Genomic DNA, 20,205 nt, shown 5'->3' with positions numbered 1-20,205 from the left:
GAAGGAGGGGGACATATGGCTGAAAAGTCGGCCCGTTCAAAAGAGGTTGATACAGAATTGACCGTTGAACTAGTAAAAGACCAGTTAACGGAACTGGGTAAAAAAACCGGAGTCCTTGCCTATGATGATATCGCGGAGAAGCTTTCAAGCTTTGAGTTAGATTCAGATCAGATGGATGAGTTTTACGAATTCTTAGGTGATCAAGGGGTTGAGTTAGTTGGAGATTCTGACGATGCAGACCCAAATATTAAACAATTACAAAAGAATGAAGATGAATTTGATCTAAACGATTTAAGTGTACCTCCAGGTGTTAAAATTAACGATCCTGTTCGTATGTATCTTAAAGAAATTGGTCGAGTAGACCTTCTATCAGCTGAAGAAGAAATTAATTTAGCTAAAAGGATTGAAGAAGGCGATGAAGAAGCAAAGCGACGCTTAGCAGAAGCTAACCTACGACTAGTGGTTAGTATCGCAAAACGCTATGTTGGTCGTGGAATGCTATTTTTAGACTTGATTCAAGAAGGAAACATGGGATTAATTAAAGCAGTTGAGAAATTTGATTACCGTAAAGGGTACAAATTTAGTACGTATGCAACATGGTGGATACGCCAAGCCATTACGAGAGCAATTGCTGACCAAGCAAGAACCATTCGTATACCGGTTCATATGGTAGAAACCATAAATAAATTAATCCGTGTTCAACGTCAGTTACTTCAGGACTTAGGACGTGAACCAACTCCTGAAGAAATTGGAGAAGATATGGATCTAACTCCAGATAAGGTTCGAGAAATCTTAAAGATTGCCCAAGAGCCTGTAAGTTTGGAAACGCCAATTGGAGAAGAAGATGATTCACATCTTGGAGACTTTATCGAGGACCAGGACGCGACATCTCCTTCAGAGCATGCAGCATATGAATTACTTAAAGAACAACTTGAAGATGTTTTAGATACGTTAACAGATCGTGAAGAGAATGTTTTAAGACTTCGTTTCGGATTAGATGACGGCCGCACGCGTACCCTCGAAGAAGTAGGGAAAGTCTTCGGTGTAACACGGGAACGTATCCGACAAATTGAAGCGAAAGCATTGCGTAAGCTAAGACATCCAAGTCGAAGCAAGCGCCTTAAAGACTTCCTAGAATAAGGCTTAAAGTTCTGCTGTTACAATAGAAAAGAATTGCCAGGAAATAGTTTACTTCTTACAATAGAAGTGAACTATTTTTTTTATAGCTAGTAGAACCTATTCATATTCTTAATTAGGAAGTGCCGTGTAATGAATGATCTTCGTAAACAAATTATTTTGAAAGAAATTGAATATTGGAAGGAAAACCGGATGCTTCCAGAGCATTATTGTAATTTTTTACTATCGCTATATACAGAAGGGAACCGGCAAAAGGAAACAATCATTAACAATAAGAACAAGAAGTTCTCTGTTATGCCCCTTTTGTTCTTACTCATCATTCCGCTTGCTATGTTTGTCATTTATTTTACTGAATTGTCTTACGTTTTGCAAATTGCTCTTGTCATTTTTTTAGTTGTCTTCGTCATTTTTGCTACATATTATTTTTTTAAAAAAGGTTTTTCATACCAAATCCCACTGGTTGTAGCCGCATTAACATTGTTGCTTGCGTCCGTTGAGTTCACATCGGCATCCTTTCCAAATCAGTTGAGTGTCCTATATTTAATCTTAGTATTAAATTGTTTCCTTTGGCTGTTTTCAGGCTATAAGCTGAAGCTGCTGTATTTTTCTATTTCAGGCTATCTTGGAATAGGCTTATTAATTATCTCTATTTTCATATAATAAAATATTTTTTAAAATTTTTAAATGTTGAGAAAATTAAGCATCTCCTCTTATAATAGTAATTGAAAGCGTATTCATTACTAAGGGGGATGGGGTATGAATTTTAATTTGACGCAAGAACAAGAAATGATCCTTAAAACGATTCGTGAATTTGCAAATGAAGAAGTAGAACCAGGGGCGCTTGAAAGAGATAAGACGAAGGAATTTCCAAAAGAAATATTTCTTAAGCTTGCTGATATGGGTATGATGGGACTCCCTTTTTCAGAGGAATACGGCGGGGCAGGGGCGGATACAATTAGCTTTGCCATCGTAACAGAGGAGTTAAGCCGTGCATGTGCTTCAACTGGAATTACGTATTCTGCTCATATTTCATTAGGCGGAGCACCTCTGCATTTATTTGGGACAGAAGAGCAAAAGCAAAAGTATCTTGTACCGATTTGTACGGGGGAATCATTTGGTGCTTTCGGTCTAACGGAACCGAACGCTGGCTCAGATGCAGGTGGCACGAGAACCACAGCAATTGAGAAAGATGGAGAATATATTATTAATGGAAACAAGTGCTATATTACTAATGCAAGCTATGCGAAACATTTAGCATTAACAGCAATTACTGGTGAGAACCAAGGTAAAAAAGAAATAAGTGCAATCATTGTACCAACCCATGCGAAGGGATTTACGGTTATTGATAACTATGAAAAAATGGGTCTGCACGCATCGAATACGACAGAGCTTGTGTTAGAAGACGTACGCGTTCCGACTGAGCACTTGCTCGGTAAAAAAGGAGAGGGATTTAAGCAATTTCTGATAACACTTGACGGTGGGAGAATTGGTATTGGCGCAATGGCAGTTGGGATTGCGCAGGCTGCTTATGATCGAGCTCTTCAGTATGCAAAAGAGCGCCAGCAATTCGGAAGTCCTCTATCAAAGTTCCAAGCTATTCAATTTAAACTAGCAGATATGGCCATGAAAATTGAGCTAGCTCGAAATATGGTTTACAAAGCCGCATGGTTAAAGGATCAAGGAAAATCTTTTACTAAAGAAGCAGCAATGTGTAAACTCTATGCCTCTGAAATAAGTATGCAAGTTTGTGATCAAGCTGTCCAAATTCATGGCGGGTACGGTTACATGAAAGAATATCATGTAGAGCGTTATATGCGTGATGCCAAGCTAACGGAAATTGGGGAAGGTACATCTGAGATTCAGCGAACAGTGATAGCTAGACAAATAGGCTGTTAACTAAGAATTCTTATGTCAAATAGGGGTGTTATACCTTAGAGTTGCTTATTTACAGCAAGTTGGTTGTATCGAAAGGTGGGAGACTTCTGCGGAAATAGCGTAACAAGTGAGACCTCATAGGCAATGCAGAGGAAGCTCACGGCACGCCCTGCTGAAAGGCGAAGCATCCGGAAGAGGAAATCAATCGTCCATAGGAATAAAGCAATCCTTTAAGGACGTTTTCAGTGACATCAGCGATAGCAACGGGGAGCGTCCAGGTTCGCCTATAGAAAGTGAGTGGCTGTAGAGAAAATCAACAACAAAATTTAACAGAGACGATCAAAAAGAAATGAAATTAAAACTCCCCCACCCTAATGGGGAAGTCAGACTGTAGACAACTCTACAGTCTATTTTCTTGTGTACCAGGCATGGCAACTATCTAGGTGGTGAAAGTCCACTGTGTGGGTACACATCAGCCTACCACTAAGGAAGCGCAAGGTACTTATTGTAAGATAAGGGCTGGAGGAAGCGAGGAATAAAATCTTGGCTCGACGAACAGAAATCTGATACTAAGGCTTTATAAAGGGATGAGGCTCCAAGACAAGTCAAAGTTCGAAAAGATGTGCGTACTTTGTAGAGAAGCTCTGAAAACTGACAAAGCGAAACTGGGGTGTCCCACTAGACTGTTGATATTGAAACTGAAACAAGTCATATTCGGGTGGGTAAACTACTTCAGGATAGGAAACATGAAAAAAGTAATAGATGTCGAAAAGGTTATCGGTATAAAGGATTATTAAAAGTTGTCCAAAGAGCCATCTCAAACAAAAGACTAAAGCAGAGGGGGGTTCCATCTGTTTTAGAACATTTTCTAAAAGTGCACACTGTTATATAATTTGAAACACCTTATACGTGAACCGTACGTACGGTTTTGTGAGAGGGGCGAAAATAATCATCTTTTTTCCCTCTACTCGATTAATCATTGAATGGTTAAGTTAATGATTTACGTATGCCCGCTGATTGGAGTGGATATTTTCTTTTTTCTAACAAAAATATGACAAAAAGAAGTGAGAAGAGCAACGCACTTTCTATTGTCTACGATAAATTTTGGTGGAGTTTTGTCTATTTTCCGAACTTCATGTGACAAAGTTTACTTTAGGACTTTTCCTTCCAACGTTTTTCAAGTAAAATAATAATTGTTTGTACTAATAATTACTGAAAGTTTCTTACATAAGGGAGGGTATAAGTATGAATCGTAATCCGATTATTCCGTTTGTGCTAATTATGGTTATTGGAATTGGGGCAATGTTCTTACTTTCTTTTAAAGGGTTAGGCGACATGGACGAGCTAGCTGCTGAAAAAGAGGGTGGCGAAAAGACTGAAGAAACCGCTTCAAATAATCCTGAAGACATCTATGCTACAAGCTGTATTGGATGTCATGGTGATCAATATCAAGGTGGTGTAGGTCCAGCTCTTACTGGAATTGGCGACCGTCTATCACAAGACGAAATTAAAGATATTCTTGTAAACGGTAAAGGCACTATGCCTCCAGGTTTAGCTGCAGGCCATGAAGATGCTATGGCAGAATGGTTAGCTGGTCTAAAATAATATCATTTCAATTAAGGTCCTTTACATGACGTAAAGGGCCTTTTTACGTCTTCAAGTGGGAAGTCTTTCGTTATCCTTTCATAAATGATACATTAGATAGTACGTAGACAAACTATAAAAGTGGTGAAGAAATTGAACACAGAAAAACTTTCAAAACGATTACATACCGTTGCTCAATATATACCTGATGGCTCTCGATTAGCTGATATAGGTTCCGATCATGCTTATTTGCCTTGCCATGTTGTGCAAAAAGGGAACGTTCCATCCGCGATTGCAGGTGAGGTCGTTGAAGGACCCTATCAATCCGCGTTAAAGCAGGTGGAACAAGAAGGATTGTCAGATCGAATTTCAGTTCGTAAAGGCAATGGTTTAGCGGTAATAGAAGCAGGGGAGGTGGACTGTATTACGGTTGCTGGAATGGGTGGTGGGCTCATTTCTACGATTCTTGAAGATGGGAAGGAAAAGCTTACTGGAGTTAAACGATTAGTTCTTCAGCCTAATATTAGTGCCATCTCCACTCGTCTATGGTTACGAGATAACCGTTGGCAGTTAATAGACGAAGCCATTATGATTGAAGATGGGAAAATTTATGAGGTTCTAGTGGCTGAAAAGGGCGATCCAGAAGCCCCATATACGGCTAATATAGAGACAGAGCTCTTAGTTGGACCTTTTTTAATGAAGCAAAAATCAGAGGTATTTCAACAAAAATGGACGAGTGAGATAAAAAATTGGCAACGAATACTGAGTCAGTTGGAGAGAGCAGCTAGCTCTCAAGAAAATGAAGAAAAACGTCAAGAGATTTTGCATAAAATACAGCTTGTTGAGGAGGTACTTAGATGAAGAAGGTCAATGGTCATGAAGTAATTCAACTATTTGAATCGTTCTCGCCTAAGATATATGCAATGGAAGGGGACAAAATTGGACTTCAAATCGGCAAGCTCAACCAACCGATCTCAAATGTGTTAGTAACGCTCGATGTGTTGGAGGAAGTAGTGGATGAAGCAATTGAGAAGGATGTTCAACTGATTATTGCCCACCATCCACCAATCTTTCGTCCACTTCAAAAAATCACAACGGATACGTCCTCTGGTCGCATAATTGAAAAGCTGATTAAGCATGATATCGCTGTATATGCAGCTCACACCAATCTTGATGTAGCAAAGGGAGGCGTCAATGATTTACTTGCTGAATCATTACAGCTTAAAAATGTTGAGGTACTCGTCCCTACATTTGAAACAAGGTTAAAGAAGCTAGTCGTATTCGTCCCAAGGGAAAATGCAGATCAATTAAAAGCAGCAATTGGGAACGCTGGAGCTGGTGCCATTGGAAATTACAGTCACTGCAGCTATTCTTCTGATGGAATGGGCGAGTTTATTCCGGGAAATGGTTCAAATCCGTATATTGGAGAGCGCGGCAAGCTGGAGCAAGTAGAAGAAACAAGAATTGAAACCATTTTTCCAGCTCACTTAGAGAAGAAGATCTTAACAGCTATGTTTAAGCACCATCCATACGAAGAAGTAGCATATGACGTGTATCCATTAGAGAATAAAGGCGAAGCTCTTGGTTTAGGTCGTATTGGTGACATTGATGAAATGACACTAGAGGAATTTGCAGATCATGTAAAGAAATCACTTGATGTTAAAGGTGTTCGCGTAGTCGGTAATCTATCAGACAAGGTGAAAAAAGTTGCGGTACTTGGAGGGGATGGGAATAAATACATCTCTTCAGCGAAATTCAAAGGGGCAGATGTGTATGTCACAGGTGATATGTACTTCCATGTTGCTCATGATGCCCTGATGATGGGATTAAATATCGTTGACCCAGGACATCATATAGAAAAAGTAATGAAAAAAGGGGTAGCGGAACTGCTAACCAAGATGTGTGAAGAAAAAGGCTACGAGGTTACAGTTTTTCCATCTACACTGAATACAGATCCCTTTCAATTTTTGTAAGTACGAGCGGATTATATGATGTATAACAAAAACTCGCCAAAAGGCGAGTTTTATTTTTGGGCTGTTTTGACTTTAGGTAGAATTTTATGAAGTGGAACCTTCTTCTCTCTCGTCCAAGTTGTTTCATCTTCAGGGTTAAATTGTTCAATAAATGCGATAACCTCTTTCGTAATCGGAGTTGGGGTAGAGGCTCCAGCTGTAACCGCAACTGTTTCTGCATCTTTAATCCAATCAATATCAAGCTCTGAGATATCGCCAATTCGATACGCTTTTGTACCTGCAATTTCTTGGGAAACTTGTGCTAGTCGATTGGAGTTATTACTCATCGGATCTCCAACTACGATTAGGACATCTGCTTCCCCTGCTTGTTCAGCAACTGCTTCTTGTCTAACTTGTGTTGCTAAACAAATCTCTTTATGGATCTCAGCATGGGGATATTTTTCTTGTACCTTCTCCATAATGTGAGCGACATCCCATTGGCTCATCGTTGTCTGGTTTGTAATGATAATCTTATCACTTGTTAACGATAAGGAGTCCACATCCTCTTCAGCTGAAACAAGATGGACGATATGGGGTGCAACACCCATTGCTCCTTCTGGCTCAGGATGCCCTTTTTTGCCAATGTAGACGACCTCATAGCCTTCAGCTTCTTTTTGTTTGATGAGCTCGTGCGTTTTTGTTACATCAGGACAAGTGGCATCAAGGGTGACAAGTCCTTTTTCTTTAGCTAATTGGCGCACTTCAGGAGAAATTCCGTGAGCCGTGAAAATCACAGTCCCTTTCTCAACCTGATCTAAGATTTCTTTGCGGTTACTACCGTCTAGCGTAATAATCCCTTCTTCTTCAAAAGCATCTGTTACATGTTTATTATGAACAATCATTCCAAGGATATAGATAGGTCTCGGAAGTGATTTATCTAATGCAGCATTCCTTGCGATTACCATTGCATCTACAACACCGTAGCAATAGCCACGAGGAGATATTTTAATTACTTTCATTATGGGTCCCTCCAAAGAGCCAAAATGCTCTAAAACTATGACTTTATTATATAGGACATAAAAAGAAATTACAAAATCGATATGTTTTTAGGAACGAACATTTAGGGGAGGTGGAGGATTGATTCACAATAAGTTAACATGAAAAAAGGGTCTCAATAGAATTTGAAAATGGATAAAGAATGAAAATGACTACAGGCTAACTGTAAAATGCTTTGAGTTTGTCTACAGATGAATGCTTAAACAATCAATTCAGTATTAAACATACAGCTTAGGAAGGGATTGACCTTTAGAAGGGGATGGTTTCGGAGTAACTAAAGCTGAATCCTCCGTCTTTTTTCTTCTCTGTTGAATCCCTTTTTTTGCAGCGGGTTTGTTGTTTTCTGCAGACTCTACTGGGGTGCTCTCAGAGCTAGATTCTTCCTCATCATCCGCTGCGTCAGGTAAATTTTTCAAGCTGCGATACATTTTCCACATGCTAGGTATATTTTTTACGATGGGTCCGTATTGCTGTACCATTGGCCCAAACTGCTGTGCTGTGCTAAGAACCTTTTGAGTGTTTGTTAAAAAACCATTTATAGAAGAGGGGTTTGTTAGGGATTGAAGAATTCCACCACTATTCGAAGCAGCAGCACCAGCACCTCCTAAAGCCCTTGCAGAGGGAGCAATTCCTTGTAGGCTACCTTGTGCGCCTGCAGCACCTTGAGAACCTCTTCCTAGAATTTTAGATAATAATCCGCCTAACCCTTTTTGCTGCCCAGCAGCGCCCATCATTTGCCCCATACCTGCATTATTTTGCATTAACGGCCCAAAGCTACTTCTTCCAGGCATCATCGGTCCGAACCCGCCTCCTCGGGGTTGAATGGGGGGCATCATCCGAGTAGGCACACCTCCTCTAAGAGGAATTTGTGGTCTTGGTGGCATCTGTATGCCTCCTTTCAATACATGTTTTCTAGTAATAGGGTATGCAACTAAATGGCATTTGGTTTAGGCTAGAAAAAATAAGGATGCTCTAAATAGAGAATGAAAAGAGAAAATTGAAGGATGATTGGCGAATTTGTATTTTTTTTATTATAATTACAGGATGGATATAAAAAAATGAAAAGTAGATATGTGGAGTGCTTGAAGGGAGAGTAAGGAACAACTCGACCTTTGCCTATTTTTTTACCTAAAAACCTCTTCATTTTGAAAGCTTAGGCTATTTTCTGGAAGGTTGTTGTTTTATACCAAGTAAGATGACCTTCTTCATACGAAGTCTAGCCGATTAGAGCGGAAAACTGCCCATGATTCAAAAACAACAATGAATTACGATAACGATCTTTTATAAATATTTTAGAATCACGGACGAATATATGAAATGTTAGAGGATACTAAATGAGAATAAAAAGGGTAATGCCTTTTAATAAGGAGCAATAATCTATGAATAACAAGAAATTTGAACGTTATGAATTTAAACCGTTTATTATGAAAGCAATTGAAGAGCTAGGATTTTATGAGCCAACTGAAATTCAGGAAAGACTCATTCCACCTGTACTCAAAGGCGAAAGCGCCATCGGTCAGTCACAGACAGGAACAGGTAAAACACATTCATACATTTTACCGATTCTCCAAAAGATCGATACATCTCGTGAAGAAGTACAAGCTGTTATTGCTGCGCCTACTCGTGAACTAGCCAACCAAATTTATCAAGAAATCTTAAAGGTGACTCAATATTTACCAGAAGAAGAACAGATTGTCGCCCGTTGCTATATTGGTGGAACAGATAAACAACGGACAATTGAAAAATTAAAGAAGCAACCACAGGTGGTTGTCGGTACAGCTGGAAGAATCAATGACTTAGTAAAGGAACAGGCTTTATTTGTTCATAAGGCGAATATGCTTGTCATCGATGAAGCAGACTTGATGCTGGATATGGGTTTTATTGAAGAAATTGATCAATTTGCAAGTAAGATGCCTGAGAATCTGCAAATGCTTGTATTCTCTGCCACAATCCCTGAGAAGCTTAAACCCTTCCTTAAAAAGTATATGGAAAATCCTAAATACGTACATGTAGAACCTAAGCAATTAACGGCAGCAAAAATTGAGCATTATTTAATGCCATCTCGTCATCGAAATAAAACAGAGCTTGTATATAAAGCATTATCTATCTTTAATCCGTATTTAGCTATTGTATTCACAAATACGAAGAAGATGGCTGATCAAGTGGCAGATGCCCTGATGGAAAAAGGATTGAAGGTTGGACGTATTCACGGAGATCTTGGACCAAGAGAACGTAGAAAAATGATGAAACAAATTAGGGATTTAGAATTTCAATACATTGTCGCAACAGACCTTGCTGCAAGAGGAATTGATATTCAAGGAATTAGTCATGTAATTAACTATGAGTTCCCAGCAGATCTTGACTTTTATGTTCACCGTGTTGGTAGAACGGCAAGAGCGGGCTATTCGGGAATAGCTTTAAATATCTATGATCCTTCAGATGAAGATGCATTAAACCGACTAGAGAAAATGGGGATCGAATTTAAGCATGTTGATTTGAAAAATCAAGAATTTGTGGAAATCGGAGACCGAAATAAGCGAAAGAAACGCCAAAAGCAAACAGATGAAGTAGATGAAAAAGCGAAGTCACTCGTTCGTAAACCAAATAAGGTAAAACCTGGATATAAAAAGAAAATGAAATACGAAATGGAACAAATTAAGAAGCGCCAAAGAAGATTGAAGAAAAAATAAACAGCTTAGGGGGAGGAAATGATATGTTAAAAATTGGCTCTCACGTTTCGATGAGTGGAAAAAAGATGCTGCTTGCTTCAAGTGAGGAAGCTGTATCATATGGAGCTAATACGTTCATGGTATATACGGGTGCTCCTCAAAACACAAGAAGAAAGAAAATCGAAGATCTAAACATTGAAGCAGGCAGAAAGCATATGGAGGAACATGGGATTAGCGAGATTGTTGTTCACGCTCCATATATTATTAATATTGGAAATACACAAAATCCATCTACATTTGAATTAGGAGTAAACTTCCTGAGGTCTGAAATTGAACGCACGGAAGCAATTGGAGCAAAGCAAATCGTTCTTCATCCAGGTGCTCACGTTGGTGCAGGTACAGAAGAAGGCATTAAGAAGATTGTAGAAGGACTAAATGAGGTGCTTACTGGACAGGAAAAGGTCCAAATTGCACTTGAAACAATGGCAGGTAAAGGCTCAGAATGCGGAAAATCATTTGAAGAGCTTGCGATGATTATGGATGGAGTCCACTATAATGATAAGCTTTCTGTCTGTTTTGATACATGTCATATCCATGACGCTGGATACGATATTGTGAATGATTTCGATGCTGTGATTGAGAACTTCGATAAGATTGTTGGAATTGATCGTTTAAAGGTGCTACACATTAATGACAGCAAAAATGAGCGTGGAATGAGAAAAGACCGACATGAGAATATTGGTTTCGGCCATATTGGGTTTCAGGCAATTAATTATATTGTCCATCACCCGCAGCTCATGCAAGTTCCGAAAATCTTGGAAACTCCATATGTTGGGGAAGACAAGAATAACAACAAAGCTCCTTATAAGCTTGAAATTGAAATGCTGCGTAAGCAAGAATTCAATGACAATCTTCTTGATGATGTAATGGCTGCTGAATAATCTCACTTTACGTTGATCTAGACTAGTTATCGTAATACGTGAAAGCTGCTAAGGGGGAAAAGTTGAGGCTCGCTATCCCCCCCTTGGCAAAATATATAGAAATGAAATTGTACAACTTGCTTTTACATTGTAAATTGAATGAACAAGCGGTTTACTTCCTTCGCAGTGCTTGGGCCTGCAACCTTCGCAATTTCTTTAATCACTTTTGCTCTTTCTGAATCGTTAAATATGTTAATTTGTTTACCTTTTAAGTATTTAGCGATTTGTTTTGCCTCTTCTGGATTAATGGATATTTGAAACTGTTTAGCATATTTCATTAATTCATCCGCCGTAATGGTACTAATTTTATGGTTAATAATGTTTTCGAAAATTTTCATTGTCATCACTCCCCTTTGTAAGCTTATGAAGAATGTATGGGGAATGTGACTAAAACGATACTCACAATTGAATAGTCTTGTTCCCTCTTTGTTTTCATAAACTAGTAATAATCAAATCTATGAAATCGAAAGAGTCAAAAATGGATTAACAGAGAACCCTTTAATAGGGAAGGAGAATATAATGATAAAAAAAGAACATAAAAAGGAAAATCCTCTTCATCTGATCTATCGCTTTTTCTGGATTATTATTGGAGCAGGATTAGCAGCTTTATCAATTGAATTGTTCTTAATACCTAATAATATTATTGATGGTGGAATTATCGGTGTTTCACTTATTTTAGATTACTTATTCTCAGATCATGTTCCTATTATTAATTTTGGAACGTTAGTTGTTCTATTAAACCTTCCGTTTATGTATTCCGGGTATAAGCACATTGGAAAAACCTTTATGATTTCCTCACTATTTGCAGTCATTTGCCTTGCATTCATTGAGAGTGGACTTCATCACTTTGCCCCTTTCACTAACCAACCAATCTTAGCTACCGTGTTTGGCGGATTAGTACTAGGTCTTGGGGTTGGGTTAGTCATACGCCATGGAGGATCATTAGATGGAACTGAAATTCTTGGTATTCTATTGACTAAGAAGCTGCCGTTCTCTGTTGGAGAATTTGTCATGTTTATTAACATATTTATTTTTGCTTGGGCGGCGTTTGTCTTTGGACCAGAACAAGCCATGTATTCAGTGATGGCCTATTATATTGCTTTTAAAACGATTGATACAGTTATCCAGGGACTGGATGAAACAAAGGCAGTCATCATTGTTTCTGACTTGTATGAAGAAGTATCAGATGCCATTCTTAGTCGCCTAGGACGTGGGACGACTAAGCTTAAAGGCAAGGGCGGCTACACAGACAATGATAAAGATGTTATTTACGTAGTTGTCACTCGCCTAGAAGTCACCAAGCTTAAAGCGATTGTCCATGATATTGATCCTAATGCGTTTCTTACCATCATGAATACACAAGAAACGAAAGGTGCTCGCTTTAAATCAGCTATTCATTAAATGGTTGAGACTGTAGAAGAACAATGCACTCTACAGTCTTATTTTTGTGAAAGGTCACGAAGCACCTACTACTATTCAGTAGCTATATTCTCCAATTATGCTGCTTCTGTTGTGTTTCTTGCCTAAATACGTTATACTACAATTTGTCAAATCGGAATGATTCTTATAAAGGTGATAACAATGAATCAAATTATTGAAATAAAAAATTTATCCTTTCGCTATGAAAAGGATTATGTATTAGAGAGCATTAACTTATCGGTTCCGAAAGGTGCTTTTGTAGGCATAGTAGGTCCAAATGGATCAGGTAAATCTACTTTGATGAAACTCTTATTAGGGCTGTTAAAGATACAGCAAGGTGAGATTTCCATTTTTGGAGAAGAACATAATAAATTTAAGGATTGGCACAAAATTGGGTTTGTTTCCCAAAAAGCTAACTCATTCAATACTGGTTTTCCCGCAACGGTTTATGAAGTGGTTTCAAGTGGACTTACTAAGAAAATCGGGATGTTTCGTTTTTTAAAGAAAAGCGATCATCTACAGATTCAGAAGGCACTAGATTCTGTAGGGTTATCTGATTTTAAGAATCGTAATATTGGGGAACTATCAGGAGGTCAACAGCAAAGAGTGTTCATCGCAAGGGCGCTAGTAAGTGAACCGGAGCTTCTTATTCTCGACGAACCGACAGTTGGAGTGGATGCGCAAAATGTTCAATCCTTCTATCAAATGCTGGATGATTTGAATAAAAAGCTAGGAATTACACTGTTGTTAGTAACCCATGATATTGGGACGATTACGGATAAAGTGACCCATGTTGCTTGTTTAAATAAGCATTTGCATTTTCATGGAAATACCCATGAGTTTGAAGAGCTAAAATTAAATGAGCTCTCTGATTTTTATGGCCATGATGTACATGTCCTAACACATAATCATGCCCATCATGGAGGAAGCCATTGATGATATCAGCCATTTTAGAATACGAATTTTTACAAAATGCATTTATTACTGGAATGATTATTGGGGTTATTGCTCCGCTACTTGGGGTATTTATTGTTGTAAGAAGAATGTCCTTAATTGCTGATGCTCTTAGTCATGTAACATTAGCAGGGATTGCAGCCAGTTTGTTGTTGGAAAAGAAAGTAATGGCTTTTAGTGGTATAAATCCAGTCTATATGGGAATGGCTTTCTCTGTTACAGGCTCGCTGTTTATTGAAAAGCTAAGAGGAGTTTACAAGCATTACCAAGAATTGGCGATTCCGATTATCCTATCTGGAGGTATTGGACTAGGGGTTATCTTTATATCCCTTGCTGATGGGTTTAATACTGATCTATTTAGTTACTTGTTTGGAAGTGTCAGTGCTGTAAGCAAATCAGACTTATGGATTGTTGTATTTATTAGTATACTTGTTTTTGCCATCATTATTCTTTTTTATAAAGAGCTATTCTTATTATCGTTTGATGAAGAGCATGCAAAGGCTTCAGGGATTGCTGCTAAGAGTGTTCATTTCATTTTCATTGTGATGGTTGCCCTTGTAATTGCAGCATCTATGAGAATTGTCGGGATCTTACTTGTATCCTCGTTAATGACATTACCAGTAGCAGCAAGTATTCGAATAGCAAGAGGGTTTAAACAAACCATTTTTTATTCAATTTTATTTGGTGAAACAGCCGTATTAGGGGGATTGACTTTATCCTATTACATGGATTTGGCGCCAGGAGGTACAATTGTTGTTCTTTCGGTACTTCTGTTAATCATTGCAATCTTAGCAAAACGGTTTACAATTGAAAAAGCTACCAAATAGGGGGGGATCGATATGAAAGTGGATGAAGCACTGCAGCTATTGAAAGAAAGAGGATATAAATATACTGGAAAACGAGAAGAGATGCTCCAATTTTTTGCTGATCGTAATAAGTATCTTACTGCTAAAGATGTGTTAGATTATTTGAAGGATAGTTATCCAGGTCTTAGCTTTGATACCATTTATCGTAATCTTTCCTTATTTGTTGAGTTGGGTATTTTTGAAATGACAGAGCTGTCGGGTGAAAAGCATTTTCGTTTTACGTGTGCACATGATCACCACCACCATCATTTTATTTGTTTAGATTGTGGAAAAACAAAAGAAATAGAAACATGCCCCATGAATAAGCTAGAAGAAAATTTAAAAGGTTATGATATTTCTGGCCATAAATTTGAAATTTATGGACGATGTCCCGAATGTGTTTAAGAAAGAATTATATTGAAAACTTCTGTAGGTCGTTTTCTGAGTATATCCAAAAAAGGAAGGCATCGAGGAAAGCTCCTCGATGCCTTTCGCGTCTAAAAACGTCAATCACGCTCCATGACAACTTGCGGAAAAGACGTAAGTGGCTAATCACAAGTCATATAAATTTTCCAAATCAACCCCTCAGGGAAGTAATCATTTACGATTTTAACTAAAGGCTTTAGTGCCATTAGTTAATGCTTAAGAAGGTACAAAATTTATCAATTGTTGATAAGCACTTCGACATCCAGCTCCAGTGCATAGCCCTACGTTTTTATTCGGAAATGCTCCTATTTTAATTCATCGTTTATCCAATTATTTACCCAGATTCGTGCTTCCTGCCAATTGTTAACACGGATGACTCCTTTTGGAATCGGGTCTTGGTTATATGGGGTGTTAAAAAGAAGGACTGGAATTTGACATTCCTCGTGTATGGAAACTGCGTTATCATGCTTATCTTCAAAGAAAATATCAACATTATATTTTTGAGCAGCAGCAATTTTGTCATGTGTTCCGATTAATTCAATGTGATCAAAGGTTAGTTCTTGGTTCTTAAACCACTCTTTCGTTAAGTTTAATAAGTGATTTCCACGAGCACTAATAAAATATAGCTCATGGTTATTTTTCCATTCCTTTAATACCTTTTTCGCGCCTTCTGCTAGGGGAGATTTTGAATAAATTGTTGGCTCCATTTGCTGAAACCAATTGGAAAATTCTTTGGTTGAGATTTGTACTAACGGTGTTAAATCATACTGTTTAATGTCATCAAGCGTTATATTTAAGTTAAATGAATCATTTAAATAGGGAATCATGGAGGATGGGCACGTGACCGTTCCATCTATATCAATTCCAAATCGTTTCTTCATGTTATGGCCCCTCTTCGTTTGAAATATTCATATTTATTTTATCAGAATAGAGGAAGGGATGGGAAACAAACAGATGAAAACATTGACAATCATAATTGAGCTTCATTCGACAAAAAATAAGATTGCTCCATAAATGAAAGCGAGGGATTCAATATGGCAGATCAAGAACGGACCAACGAAAAAGTTGATCTTCGTTACCTTGAGGATAACGAATCGAGAACTGCAGATTATGTAGAAGAAACCTCAGCAGAAATTGCTGCACCAATGTCCTATAATCGCCGAGCAGTGATTGAGGATGAACGTGAAACAGCAACTGCAGGGAGAGGAATGGGATTTGCTGCACTTGCATTGTCCATTCTATCCTTGTTTGTCTTACCTGTTTTGTTTGGGGCAGCAGGGATTGTTCTCGGCTTCTTAGCACATAGAAGAGGGTCCAATACTCTTGGAGCATGGGCAATTGGAATCGGAGCGGTATCCATCGTGGTTGGAATCTTTATTTTACCGTTCTTTTAAACCACTGCAGTAATGAGAAACAGGCTTGGCTAATTTGCCAAGCCTGCTTCATTTTATTTTTCTTGTTTTGCCAAATACTCTGCAGCAATAACATCAATTTCTTTTTTTAATTCTTCAACCATTGTTTCTTCGGGAACTTTTCGAACAATTTGCCCTTTACGGAACAACAGACCTTCTCCGCGTGCACCGGCAATTCCGATATCTGCTTCACGAGCTTCTCCTGGACCATTTACCGCACAACCGAGTACAGCTACTTTAATCGGTGCTTTAATTTGTTGGATATACTCTTCAACTTCATTTGCAATGCTAATAAGGTCAATTTCAATTCGGCCGCATGTAGGACATGAAATCAATGTGGCCGCATTTGAAGATAATCCAAATGATTTCAGTAGCTCTCTTGCCACCTTTACTTCTTCAACTGGATCAGCGCTTAAAGAGATGCGAAGCGTATTTCCAATCCCTTTGCTTAAGATCGCACCAAGTCCTGCTGCACTTTTGACCGTTCCAGCAAAAAGTGTACCAGATTCAGTAATTCCTAAATGTAATGGATAATCGAATGCCATTGCAGCTTTTTCATATGCTTCGATGGCAAGATTTACATCTGAAGCCTTCATTGAAACGATGATGTCATGAAAATCGAGGTCTTCTAAAATTTTGATATGATGAAGGGCACTTTCGACCATGCCATCAGCAGTTGGATAACCGTATTTCTCAAGAATCCGCTTTTCTAATGAACCGGCATTCACACCAATACGAATAGGAATCCCACGTTCTTTAGCAGCTTTAACAACGGCTTCTACTTTTTCTCGCTTCCCAATGTTACCTGGATTGATGCGGATTTTATCAGCGCCGCCTTCAATGGCTTTTAGGGCAAGCTTATAATCAAAATGAATATCTACTACAAGAGGAATATTAATGCGCTTCTTAATCTCAGAAATGGCATTAGCTGCTCGTTCGTCAGGACAAGCAACACGAACCACTTGGCATCCAGCATCCTCAAGTCTTTTAATCTCAGCAACAGTTGCTTCCACATCATGAGTTTTCGTTGTTGTCATACTTTGAATGACTAATTCATTGCTACCGCCAATGGTTAAGTCTCCTACTTTTACTTGTCGGGTTTTTGTACGATGTATAATTTCACTCAATGGTGTTACGCTCCTTTAATCAATGGAATTGGATAACCATCCTTTTTTCAATGGCCCTGTTTAACCTACTCGTATGAACAGGGATTTAGAATGCTTCTTTATTGTATCAATGAACTGCTAAAATTGACAAGAAACTAACTGTTTCCTTCCTATTCTTTTTCACGGTAATTAGGAAACTTATACGTTTCACCAGTTTGTATATGTTCAGGCTTCATTCCACCATTAAGCTTTTTAAATTCCTTTACCACATCAGCAATTGAAACAGGTATAGGCCTGTTTAGATTCTTTTCAACAATAGATAAAACGGTTTCCCCTGGCTCTACTTCTTTCGAAAAATAATCAAGTCCAACTTGTTCCTTTGCTTCTATTTTTTGCTCCTTAACTGCGGGGAGTGTTCCATGATTTAAGTCATAATAAATGACATAGACTAAAAGAACGGATAATAGGATTCCTGCTAATTGCTTCATTGGACATACCTCCTCAAGGAGTGATAACAGAGGTATATGCTTGTCCAGTAATATTTAGAACAGAATTTCAAAATAGTTAGGTGAAAAAATGAAGAATAATCACAGCCAAGTTATTTTTTTTATTGGATTGTTACCGTTTGTGATGGTCTTAGGTAATTCGATGCTCATTCCACTATTGCCAGAGATCGAACGGGATCTTGAACTAACCAATGTTGAGACAGGACTTGTATTAAGCATGTTCAGTATTCCAGCTGCAATTGTAATCCCTCTGATTGGCTTTCTCTCTGATCGGTTTGGGAGAAAAAAACTGATTCTTATTTCATTGGTTTTAGTCATAGTAGGCAGTATTATTTGTGGTTTAAGTAGTTTATTGGGCGGTCAGTCCTATCGCTTTCATTGGCTTTTAGCTGGAAGAATCGTTCAAGGTATTGGGGCAGGGGGAACAACACCGCTTGCAATGGCACTAGTAGGTGATATATTTGTAAACGATCGTAGTAGAGTATTAGGTGTTTTGGAGGTATATAATGGAATAGGGAAAGTACTTGCCCCGATACTTGGTGCCGCTTCTGCCATTTGGAATTGGTATTTTGCTTTCTTTATTTTGCCAATTATTGCAACCCTTTCTTACCTCGGCATTAGAAGGCATATTTCATCTGCCTCAAGCGAAGCAGCTACCATGTCATTTAGAGAGTACAGCCTGAAACTTTCGCTCGTATTTATCAAGAAAAGAAAATTGCTCATCCCGTTATATGTGGTTGGGGGAGTAGGGCTATTTTTGTTATTTGGCGTCCTGTATTTTTTATCCTTCCTAATTGAAGACACATATCATATTGATGGTTTTTTTAAAGGAACGGCTTTCATATTTCCTTTAGGTGCTTTGACAAGCACATCTTATTGGACTGGCAAAAGAATTCACAAAGATGCAAAGCTTATGAAGCAGCTTTTTTTCCTTGGGTATGGCCTGATGCTCGTATCTTTTTTTGCTCTTATTTTCATTAACTTCTTTTCCTGCCTTTTGTTCTTTTTAACTCTTGCATTTGGGGGGTTAGGCTTTCTATTGCCATCTATAAATACGGTAATTACGTCATCAGTTGATGATGGGGAAAGAGGCTTTGTGGTTAGTCTCTATGGTGCCATTCGGTTTTTAGGAGTAGCAATCGGTCCCATTGTTTTCGGTGTATGGATGAATGACCCAGCTCGCATGTTTATTTATTGTACGATTATCCTAGCTTGTAGCTTCTTCTATTTAGTACTATCGATATCCTTCCAAAAACAACATTTGATGAAGCTTGCATAGTGCGGGAATATTCCATTTTATTCATAAGAAAAGACTGCAGGTGGTCTGCAGTCTTAACTAATTAGTCCTTTTTCTTCGGAGCAGGTACTTCTTTAACAGCTAAGTAAAGAATCGTTAATCCAACAAACCAGTTTAGTAAAAACCCACTAGGCACATTCGTCTTTAATAGCCCCATTATCGTAAAGAAGAGTGTTGGTAATGTCACACTATAAGCAGCCATACGCCAAAGCTGGCGATAAGCTAGGTTTCTTCCGACCATATTTTTCACTAGTAAGCCTAATGCAGCTAATACAGACACTTCAATAAATTTAATCCCAGATGTAAAGATATACGTCACGAGAATAAAAATGCTGATAATGATAAACACCAGTGAATCCACTGTATCAACGAAGCTTTCAAGATCAGCTTTAGAAATCGTCATATTCGTGAACATTGTATATGGAAATTCTTGAATATCTCCAGCTGCTATTAATAAGAAATGATTTTTTAATAGGGCGATGGCATTATCGGTATTTTCAAGATCTGTTTTTTCAACTGTACCTGTAGAATCGAAAAGAATGGTAAACCCATCTTTTTTAATGGTAATCGGTGTATTTTGATCAGAAAATAATTCACCATCTTTTACTTCAAACTCCGGAATTTCATCTTCAATACTTATTTTTGTAGCTTCTATTCCATTTGATATAGCAGAACTAAAATAATAAGCAGTTGGAATAATGCTAATCAGTGTCAAGAAAAACACAAAGAGAATGGTTTTTCCAATGCCCTGAAAACGAAATTTAGCAATATCCTTAGGGGAATAGATGCTTGTTACTAATTGTTTAAAAATGTTCATGTTAACCACCCTTAGAAAGATTCCATTCTATTGTATCTTTCCATAAAGAGTTGTACAAGTTAAGTGAAAATAAATAAAGCTATTTTTCGAAAGCTAAAATAAAGCAACTATTATTTACATGTAAATGGAAAAAAGAAGCATAATGAGATGATTATTTTGTAACACAATTG

The 20,205-nt window shown here is 38.1% G+C and carries 22 protein-coding genes; 15 read left to right on the top strand and 7 right to left on the bottom strand.

Annotated features, from left to right (window positions below; genetic code table 11):
- Nucleotides 1-15 precede the first annotated feature (15 nt).
- The 7 genes from rpoD to LS684_RS14715 all read left to right on the top strand — a co-directional run bounded on the left by rpoD (nt 16) and on the right by LS684_RS14715 (nt 6,569).
- A complete protein-coding gene (gene rpoD / locus LS684_RS14740; protein ID WP_233807044.1) occupies nt 16-1,140 on the top strand; it encodes an RNA polymerase sigma factor RpoD in 1,125 nt (374 codons plus the stop codon).
- 129 nt (nt 1,141-1,269) lie between these two features.
- Nucleotides 1,270-1,797 carry a hypothetical protein gene (locus LS684_RS14735; RefSeq protein WP_233807043.1) on the top strand — a complete coding sequence of 176 codons (528 nt, stop codon included), beginning with the start codon at nt 1,270-1,272 and terminating at the stop codon, nt 1,795-1,797.
- A gap of 96 nt (nt 1,798-1,893) precedes the next feature.
- Nucleotides 1,894-3,033 carry an acyl-CoA dehydrogenase family protein gene (locus LS684_RS14730; RefSeq protein WP_233807042.1) on the top strand — a complete coding sequence of 380 codons (1,140 nt, stop codon included), beginning with the start codon at nt 1,894-1,896 and terminating at the stop codon, nt 3,031-3,033.
- A gap of 566 nt (nt 3,034-3,599) precedes the next feature.
- Nucleotides 3,600-3,809, top strand: a complete 210-nt coding sequence (locus tag LS684_RS24230) for a group II intron maturase-specific domain-containing protein (protein WP_349293064.1) — start codon at nt 3,600-3,602, stop codon at nt 3,807-3,809.
- Between the two features lie 448 nt (nt 3,810-4,257).
- Nucleotides 4,258-4,617 carry a cytochrome c550 gene (cccA, locus tag LS684_RS14725; RefSeq protein WP_233807041.1) on the top strand — a complete coding sequence of 120 codons (360 nt, stop codon included), beginning with the start codon at nt 4,258-4,260 and terminating at the stop codon, nt 4,615-4,617.
- Nucleotides 4,618-4,749: 132 nt separating this feature from the next.
- Nucleotides 4,750-5,457 (top strand): tRNA (adenine(22)-N(1))-methyltransferase, encoded by a 708-nt coding sequence (locus LS684_RS14720; protein ID WP_233807040.1) that lies wholly within the window; start codon nt 4,750-4,752, stop codon nt 5,455-5,457.
- A complete protein-coding gene (locus LS684_RS14715; RefSeq protein ID WP_233807038.1) occupies nt 5,454-6,569 on the top strand; it encodes a Nif3-like dinuclear metal center hexameric protein in 1,116 nt (371 codons plus the stop codon). The genes LS684_RS14720 and LS684_RS14715 overlap by 4 nt, the downstream gene beginning before the upstream one ends.
- Before the next feature lie 50 nt (nt 6,570-6,619).
- Here LS684_RS14715 and LS684_RS14710 read toward each other — a convergent pair whose 3' ends face one another.
- On the bottom strand, nt 6,620-7,567 hold the full coding sequence (locus tag LS684_RS14710) for a 4-hydroxy-3-methylbut-2-enyl diphosphate reductase (protein WP_233807036.1): 948 nt from the start codon (nt 7,565-7,567) through the stop codon (nt 6,620-6,622).
- A gap of 255 nt (nt 7,568-7,822) precedes the next feature.
- Nucleotides 7,823-8,488, bottom strand: coding sequence for a YqfQ family protein (locus tag LS684_RS14705; protein ID WP_233807034.1), 666 nt, complete (start codon nt 8,486-8,488; stop codon nt 7,823-7,825).
- Between the two features lie 495 nt (nt 8,489-8,983).
- Between LS684_RS14705 and LS684_RS14700 the strand changes: the two genes are divergently transcribed.
- Nucleotides 8,984-10,294 (top strand): DEAD/DEAH box helicase, encoded by a 1,311-nt coding sequence (locus tag LS684_RS14700; RefSeq protein ID WP_233807033.1) that lies wholly within the window; start codon nt 8,984-8,986, stop codon nt 10,292-10,294.
- Nucleotides 10,295-10,317: 23 nt separating this feature from the next.
- Complete coding sequence (locus LS684_RS14695) at nt 10,318-11,214, top strand: deoxyribonuclease IV (RefSeq protein ID WP_233807032.1); 897 nt, start codon at nt 10,318-10,320, stop codon at nt 11,212-11,214.
- Between the two features lie 122 nt (nt 11,215-11,336).
- Here the strand turns inward: LS684_RS14695 and LS684_RS14690 are convergent, their stop codons facing one another.
- Nucleotides 11,337-11,591 (bottom strand): DUF2624 domain-containing protein, encoded by a 255-nt coding sequence (locus LS684_RS14690; protein WP_233807031.1) that lies wholly within the window; start codon nt 11,589-11,591, stop codon nt 11,337-11,339.
- 181 nt (nt 11,592-11,772) lie between these two features.
- On the opposite strand from LS684_RS14690, the gene LS684_RS14685 reads away from it, so the two are divergent.
- The 4 genes from LS684_RS14685 (at nt 11,773) to zur (ending at nt 14,876) form a co-directional block, all read left to right on the top strand.
- Nucleotides 11,773-12,654, top strand: a complete 882-nt coding sequence (locus LS684_RS14685) for a YitT family protein (RefSeq protein WP_233807030.1) — start codon at nt 11,773-11,775, stop codon at nt 12,652-12,654.
- Nucleotides 12,655-12,834: 180 nt separating this feature from the next.
- Nucleotides 12,835-13,608 carry a metal ABC transporter ATP-binding protein gene (locus tag LS684_RS14680; RefSeq protein ID WP_233807029.1) on the top strand — a complete coding sequence of 258 codons (774 nt, stop codon included), beginning with the start codon at nt 12,835-12,837 and terminating at the stop codon, nt 13,606-13,608.
- A complete protein-coding gene (locus LS684_RS14675; RefSeq protein ID WP_233807028.1) occupies nt 13,608-14,453 on the top strand; it encodes a metal ABC transporter permease in 846 nt (281 codons plus the stop codon). The genes LS684_RS14680 and LS684_RS14675 overlap by 1 nt, the downstream gene beginning before the upstream one ends.
- A 12-nt stretch (nt 14,454-14,465) precedes the next feature.
- Nucleotides 14,466-14,876 (top strand): zinc uptake transcriptional repressor Zur, encoded by a 411-nt coding sequence (gene zur / locus LS684_RS14670; protein ID WP_233807027.1) that lies wholly within the window; start codon nt 14,466-14,468, stop codon nt 14,874-14,876.
- Nucleotides 14,877-15,202: 326 nt separating this feature from the next.
- Here zur and LS684_RS14665 read toward each other — a convergent pair whose 3' ends face one another.
- A complete protein-coding gene (locus LS684_RS14665) occupies nt 15,203-15,778 on the bottom strand; it encodes a 5' nucleotidase, NT5C type (RefSeq protein ID WP_233807025.1) in 576 nt (191 codons plus the stop codon).
- A 153-nt stretch (nt 15,779-15,931) separates the two neighbouring features.
- Between LS684_RS14665 and LS684_RS14660 the strand changes: the two genes are divergently transcribed.
- On the top strand, nt 15,932-16,291 hold the full coding sequence (locus LS684_RS14660; RefSeq protein WP_233807023.1) for a hypothetical protein: 360 nt from the start codon (nt 15,932-15,934) through the stop codon (nt 16,289-16,291).
- 53 nt (nt 16,292-16,344) lie between these two features.
- On the opposite strand, the gene ispG is transcribed toward LS684_RS14660, so the two are convergent.
- Together ispG and LS684_RS14650 are read right to left on the bottom strand one after the other, a co-directional pair.
- Entirely contained in the window at nt 16,345-17,427 is a 1,083-nt protein-coding gene (ispG, locus tag LS684_RS14655; RefSeq protein ID WP_233811672.1) for a flavodoxin-dependent (E)-4-hydroxy-3-methylbut-2-enyl-diphosphate synthase, read from the bottom strand.
- Nucleotides 17,428-17,585: 158 nt separating this feature from the next.
- Nucleotides 17,586-17,903 (bottom strand): hypothetical protein, encoded by a 318-nt coding sequence (locus LS684_RS14650; RefSeq protein ID WP_233807021.1) that lies wholly within the window; start codon nt 17,901-17,903, stop codon nt 17,586-17,588.
- Between the two features lie 88 nt (nt 17,904-17,991).
- Between LS684_RS14650 and LS684_RS14645 the strand changes: the two genes are divergently transcribed.
- Nucleotides 17,992-19,200, top strand: a complete 1,209-nt coding sequence (locus LS684_RS14645) for an MFS transporter (protein ID WP_233807019.1) — start codon at nt 17,992-17,994, stop codon at nt 19,198-19,200.
- A 61-nt stretch (nt 19,201-19,261) separates the two neighbouring features.
- On the opposite strand, the gene LS684_RS14640 is transcribed toward LS684_RS14645, so the two are convergent.
- Nucleotides 19,262-20,035, bottom strand: coding sequence for a DUF1189 domain-containing protein (locus LS684_RS14640; RefSeq protein WP_233807017.1), 774 nt, complete (start codon nt 20,033-20,035; stop codon nt 19,262-19,264).
- Nucleotides 20,036-20,205 lie beyond the last annotated feature (170 nt).

Source organism: Cytobacillus spongiae (genome assembly GCF_021390075.1).
This window is presented reverse-complemented; position numbering and strand designations above follow the sequence as displayed.

Coding starts and splice junctions, on each gene's coding strand:
- rpoD (WP_233807044.1), top strand. CDS start 16: ATGGCTGAAAAGTCGGCCCGTTCAAAAGAGGTTGATACAGAATTGACC.
- LS684_RS14735 (WP_233807043.1), top strand. CDS start 1,270: ATGAATGATCTTCGTAAACAAATTATTTTGAAAGAAATTGAATATTGG.
- LS684_RS14730 (WP_233807042.1), top strand. CDS start 1,894: ATGAATTTTAATTTGACGCAAGAACAAGAAATGATCCTTAAAACGATT.
- LS684_RS24230 (WP_349293064.1), top strand. CDS start 3,600: ATGAGGCTCCAAGACAAGTCAAAGTTCGAAAAGATGTGCGTACTTTGT.
- cccA (WP_233807041.1), top strand. CDS start 4,258: ATGAATCGTAATCCGATTATTCCGTTTGTGCTAATTATGGTTATTGGA.
- LS684_RS14715 (WP_233807038.1), top strand. CDS start 5,454: ATGAAGAAGGTCAATGGTCATGAAGTAATTCAACTATTTGAATCGTTC.
- LS684_RS14710 (WP_233807036.1), bottom strand. CDS start 7,567: ATGAAAGTAATTAAAATATCTCCTCGTGGCTATTGCTACGGTGTTGTA.
- LS684_RS14705 (WP_233807034.1), bottom strand. CDS start 8,488: ATGCCACCAAGACCACAAATTCCTCTTAGAGGAGGTGTGCCTACTCGG.
- LS684_RS14700 (WP_233807033.1), top strand. CDS start 8,984: ATGAATAACAAGAAATTTGAACGTTATGAATTTAAACCGTTTATTATG.
- LS684_RS14695 (WP_233807032.1), top strand. CDS start 10,318: ATGTTAAAAATTGGCTCTCACGTTTCGATGAGTGGAAAAAAGATGCTG.
- LS684_RS14690 (WP_233807031.1), bottom strand. CDS start 11,591: ATGAAAATTTTCGAAAACATTATTAACCATAAAATTAGTACCATTACG.
- LS684_RS14685 (WP_233807030.1), top strand. CDS start 11,773: ATGATAAAAAAAGAACATAAAAAGGAAAATCCTCTTCATCTGATCTAT.
- LS684_RS14680 (WP_233807029.1), top strand. CDS start 12,835: ATGAATCAAATTATTGAAATAAAAAATTTATCCTTTCGCTATGAAAAG.
- LS684_RS14675 (WP_233807028.1), top strand. CDS start 13,608: ATGATATCAGCCATTTTAGAATACGAATTTTTACAAAATGCATTTATT.
- zur (WP_233807027.1), top strand. CDS start 14,466: ATGAAAGTGGATGAAGCACTGCAGCTATTGAAAGAAAGAGGATATAAA.
- LS684_RS14665 (WP_233807025.1), bottom strand. CDS start 15,778: ATGAAGAAACGATTTGGAATTGATATAGATGGAACGGTCACGTGCCCA.
- LS684_RS14660 (WP_233807023.1), top strand. CDS start 15,932: ATGGCAGATCAAGAACGGACCAACGAAAAAGTTGATCTTCGTTACCTT.
- LS684_RS14650 (WP_233807021.1), bottom strand. CDS start 17,903: ATGAAGCAATTAGCAGGAATCCTATTATCCGTTCTTTTAGTCTATGTC.
- LS684_RS14645 (WP_233807019.1), top strand. CDS start 17,992: ATGAAGAATAATCACAGCCAAGTTATTTTTTTTATTGGATTGTTACCG.
- LS684_RS14640 (WP_233807017.1), bottom strand. CDS start 20,035: ATGAACATTTTTAAACAATTAGTAACAAGCATCTATTCCCCTAAGGAT.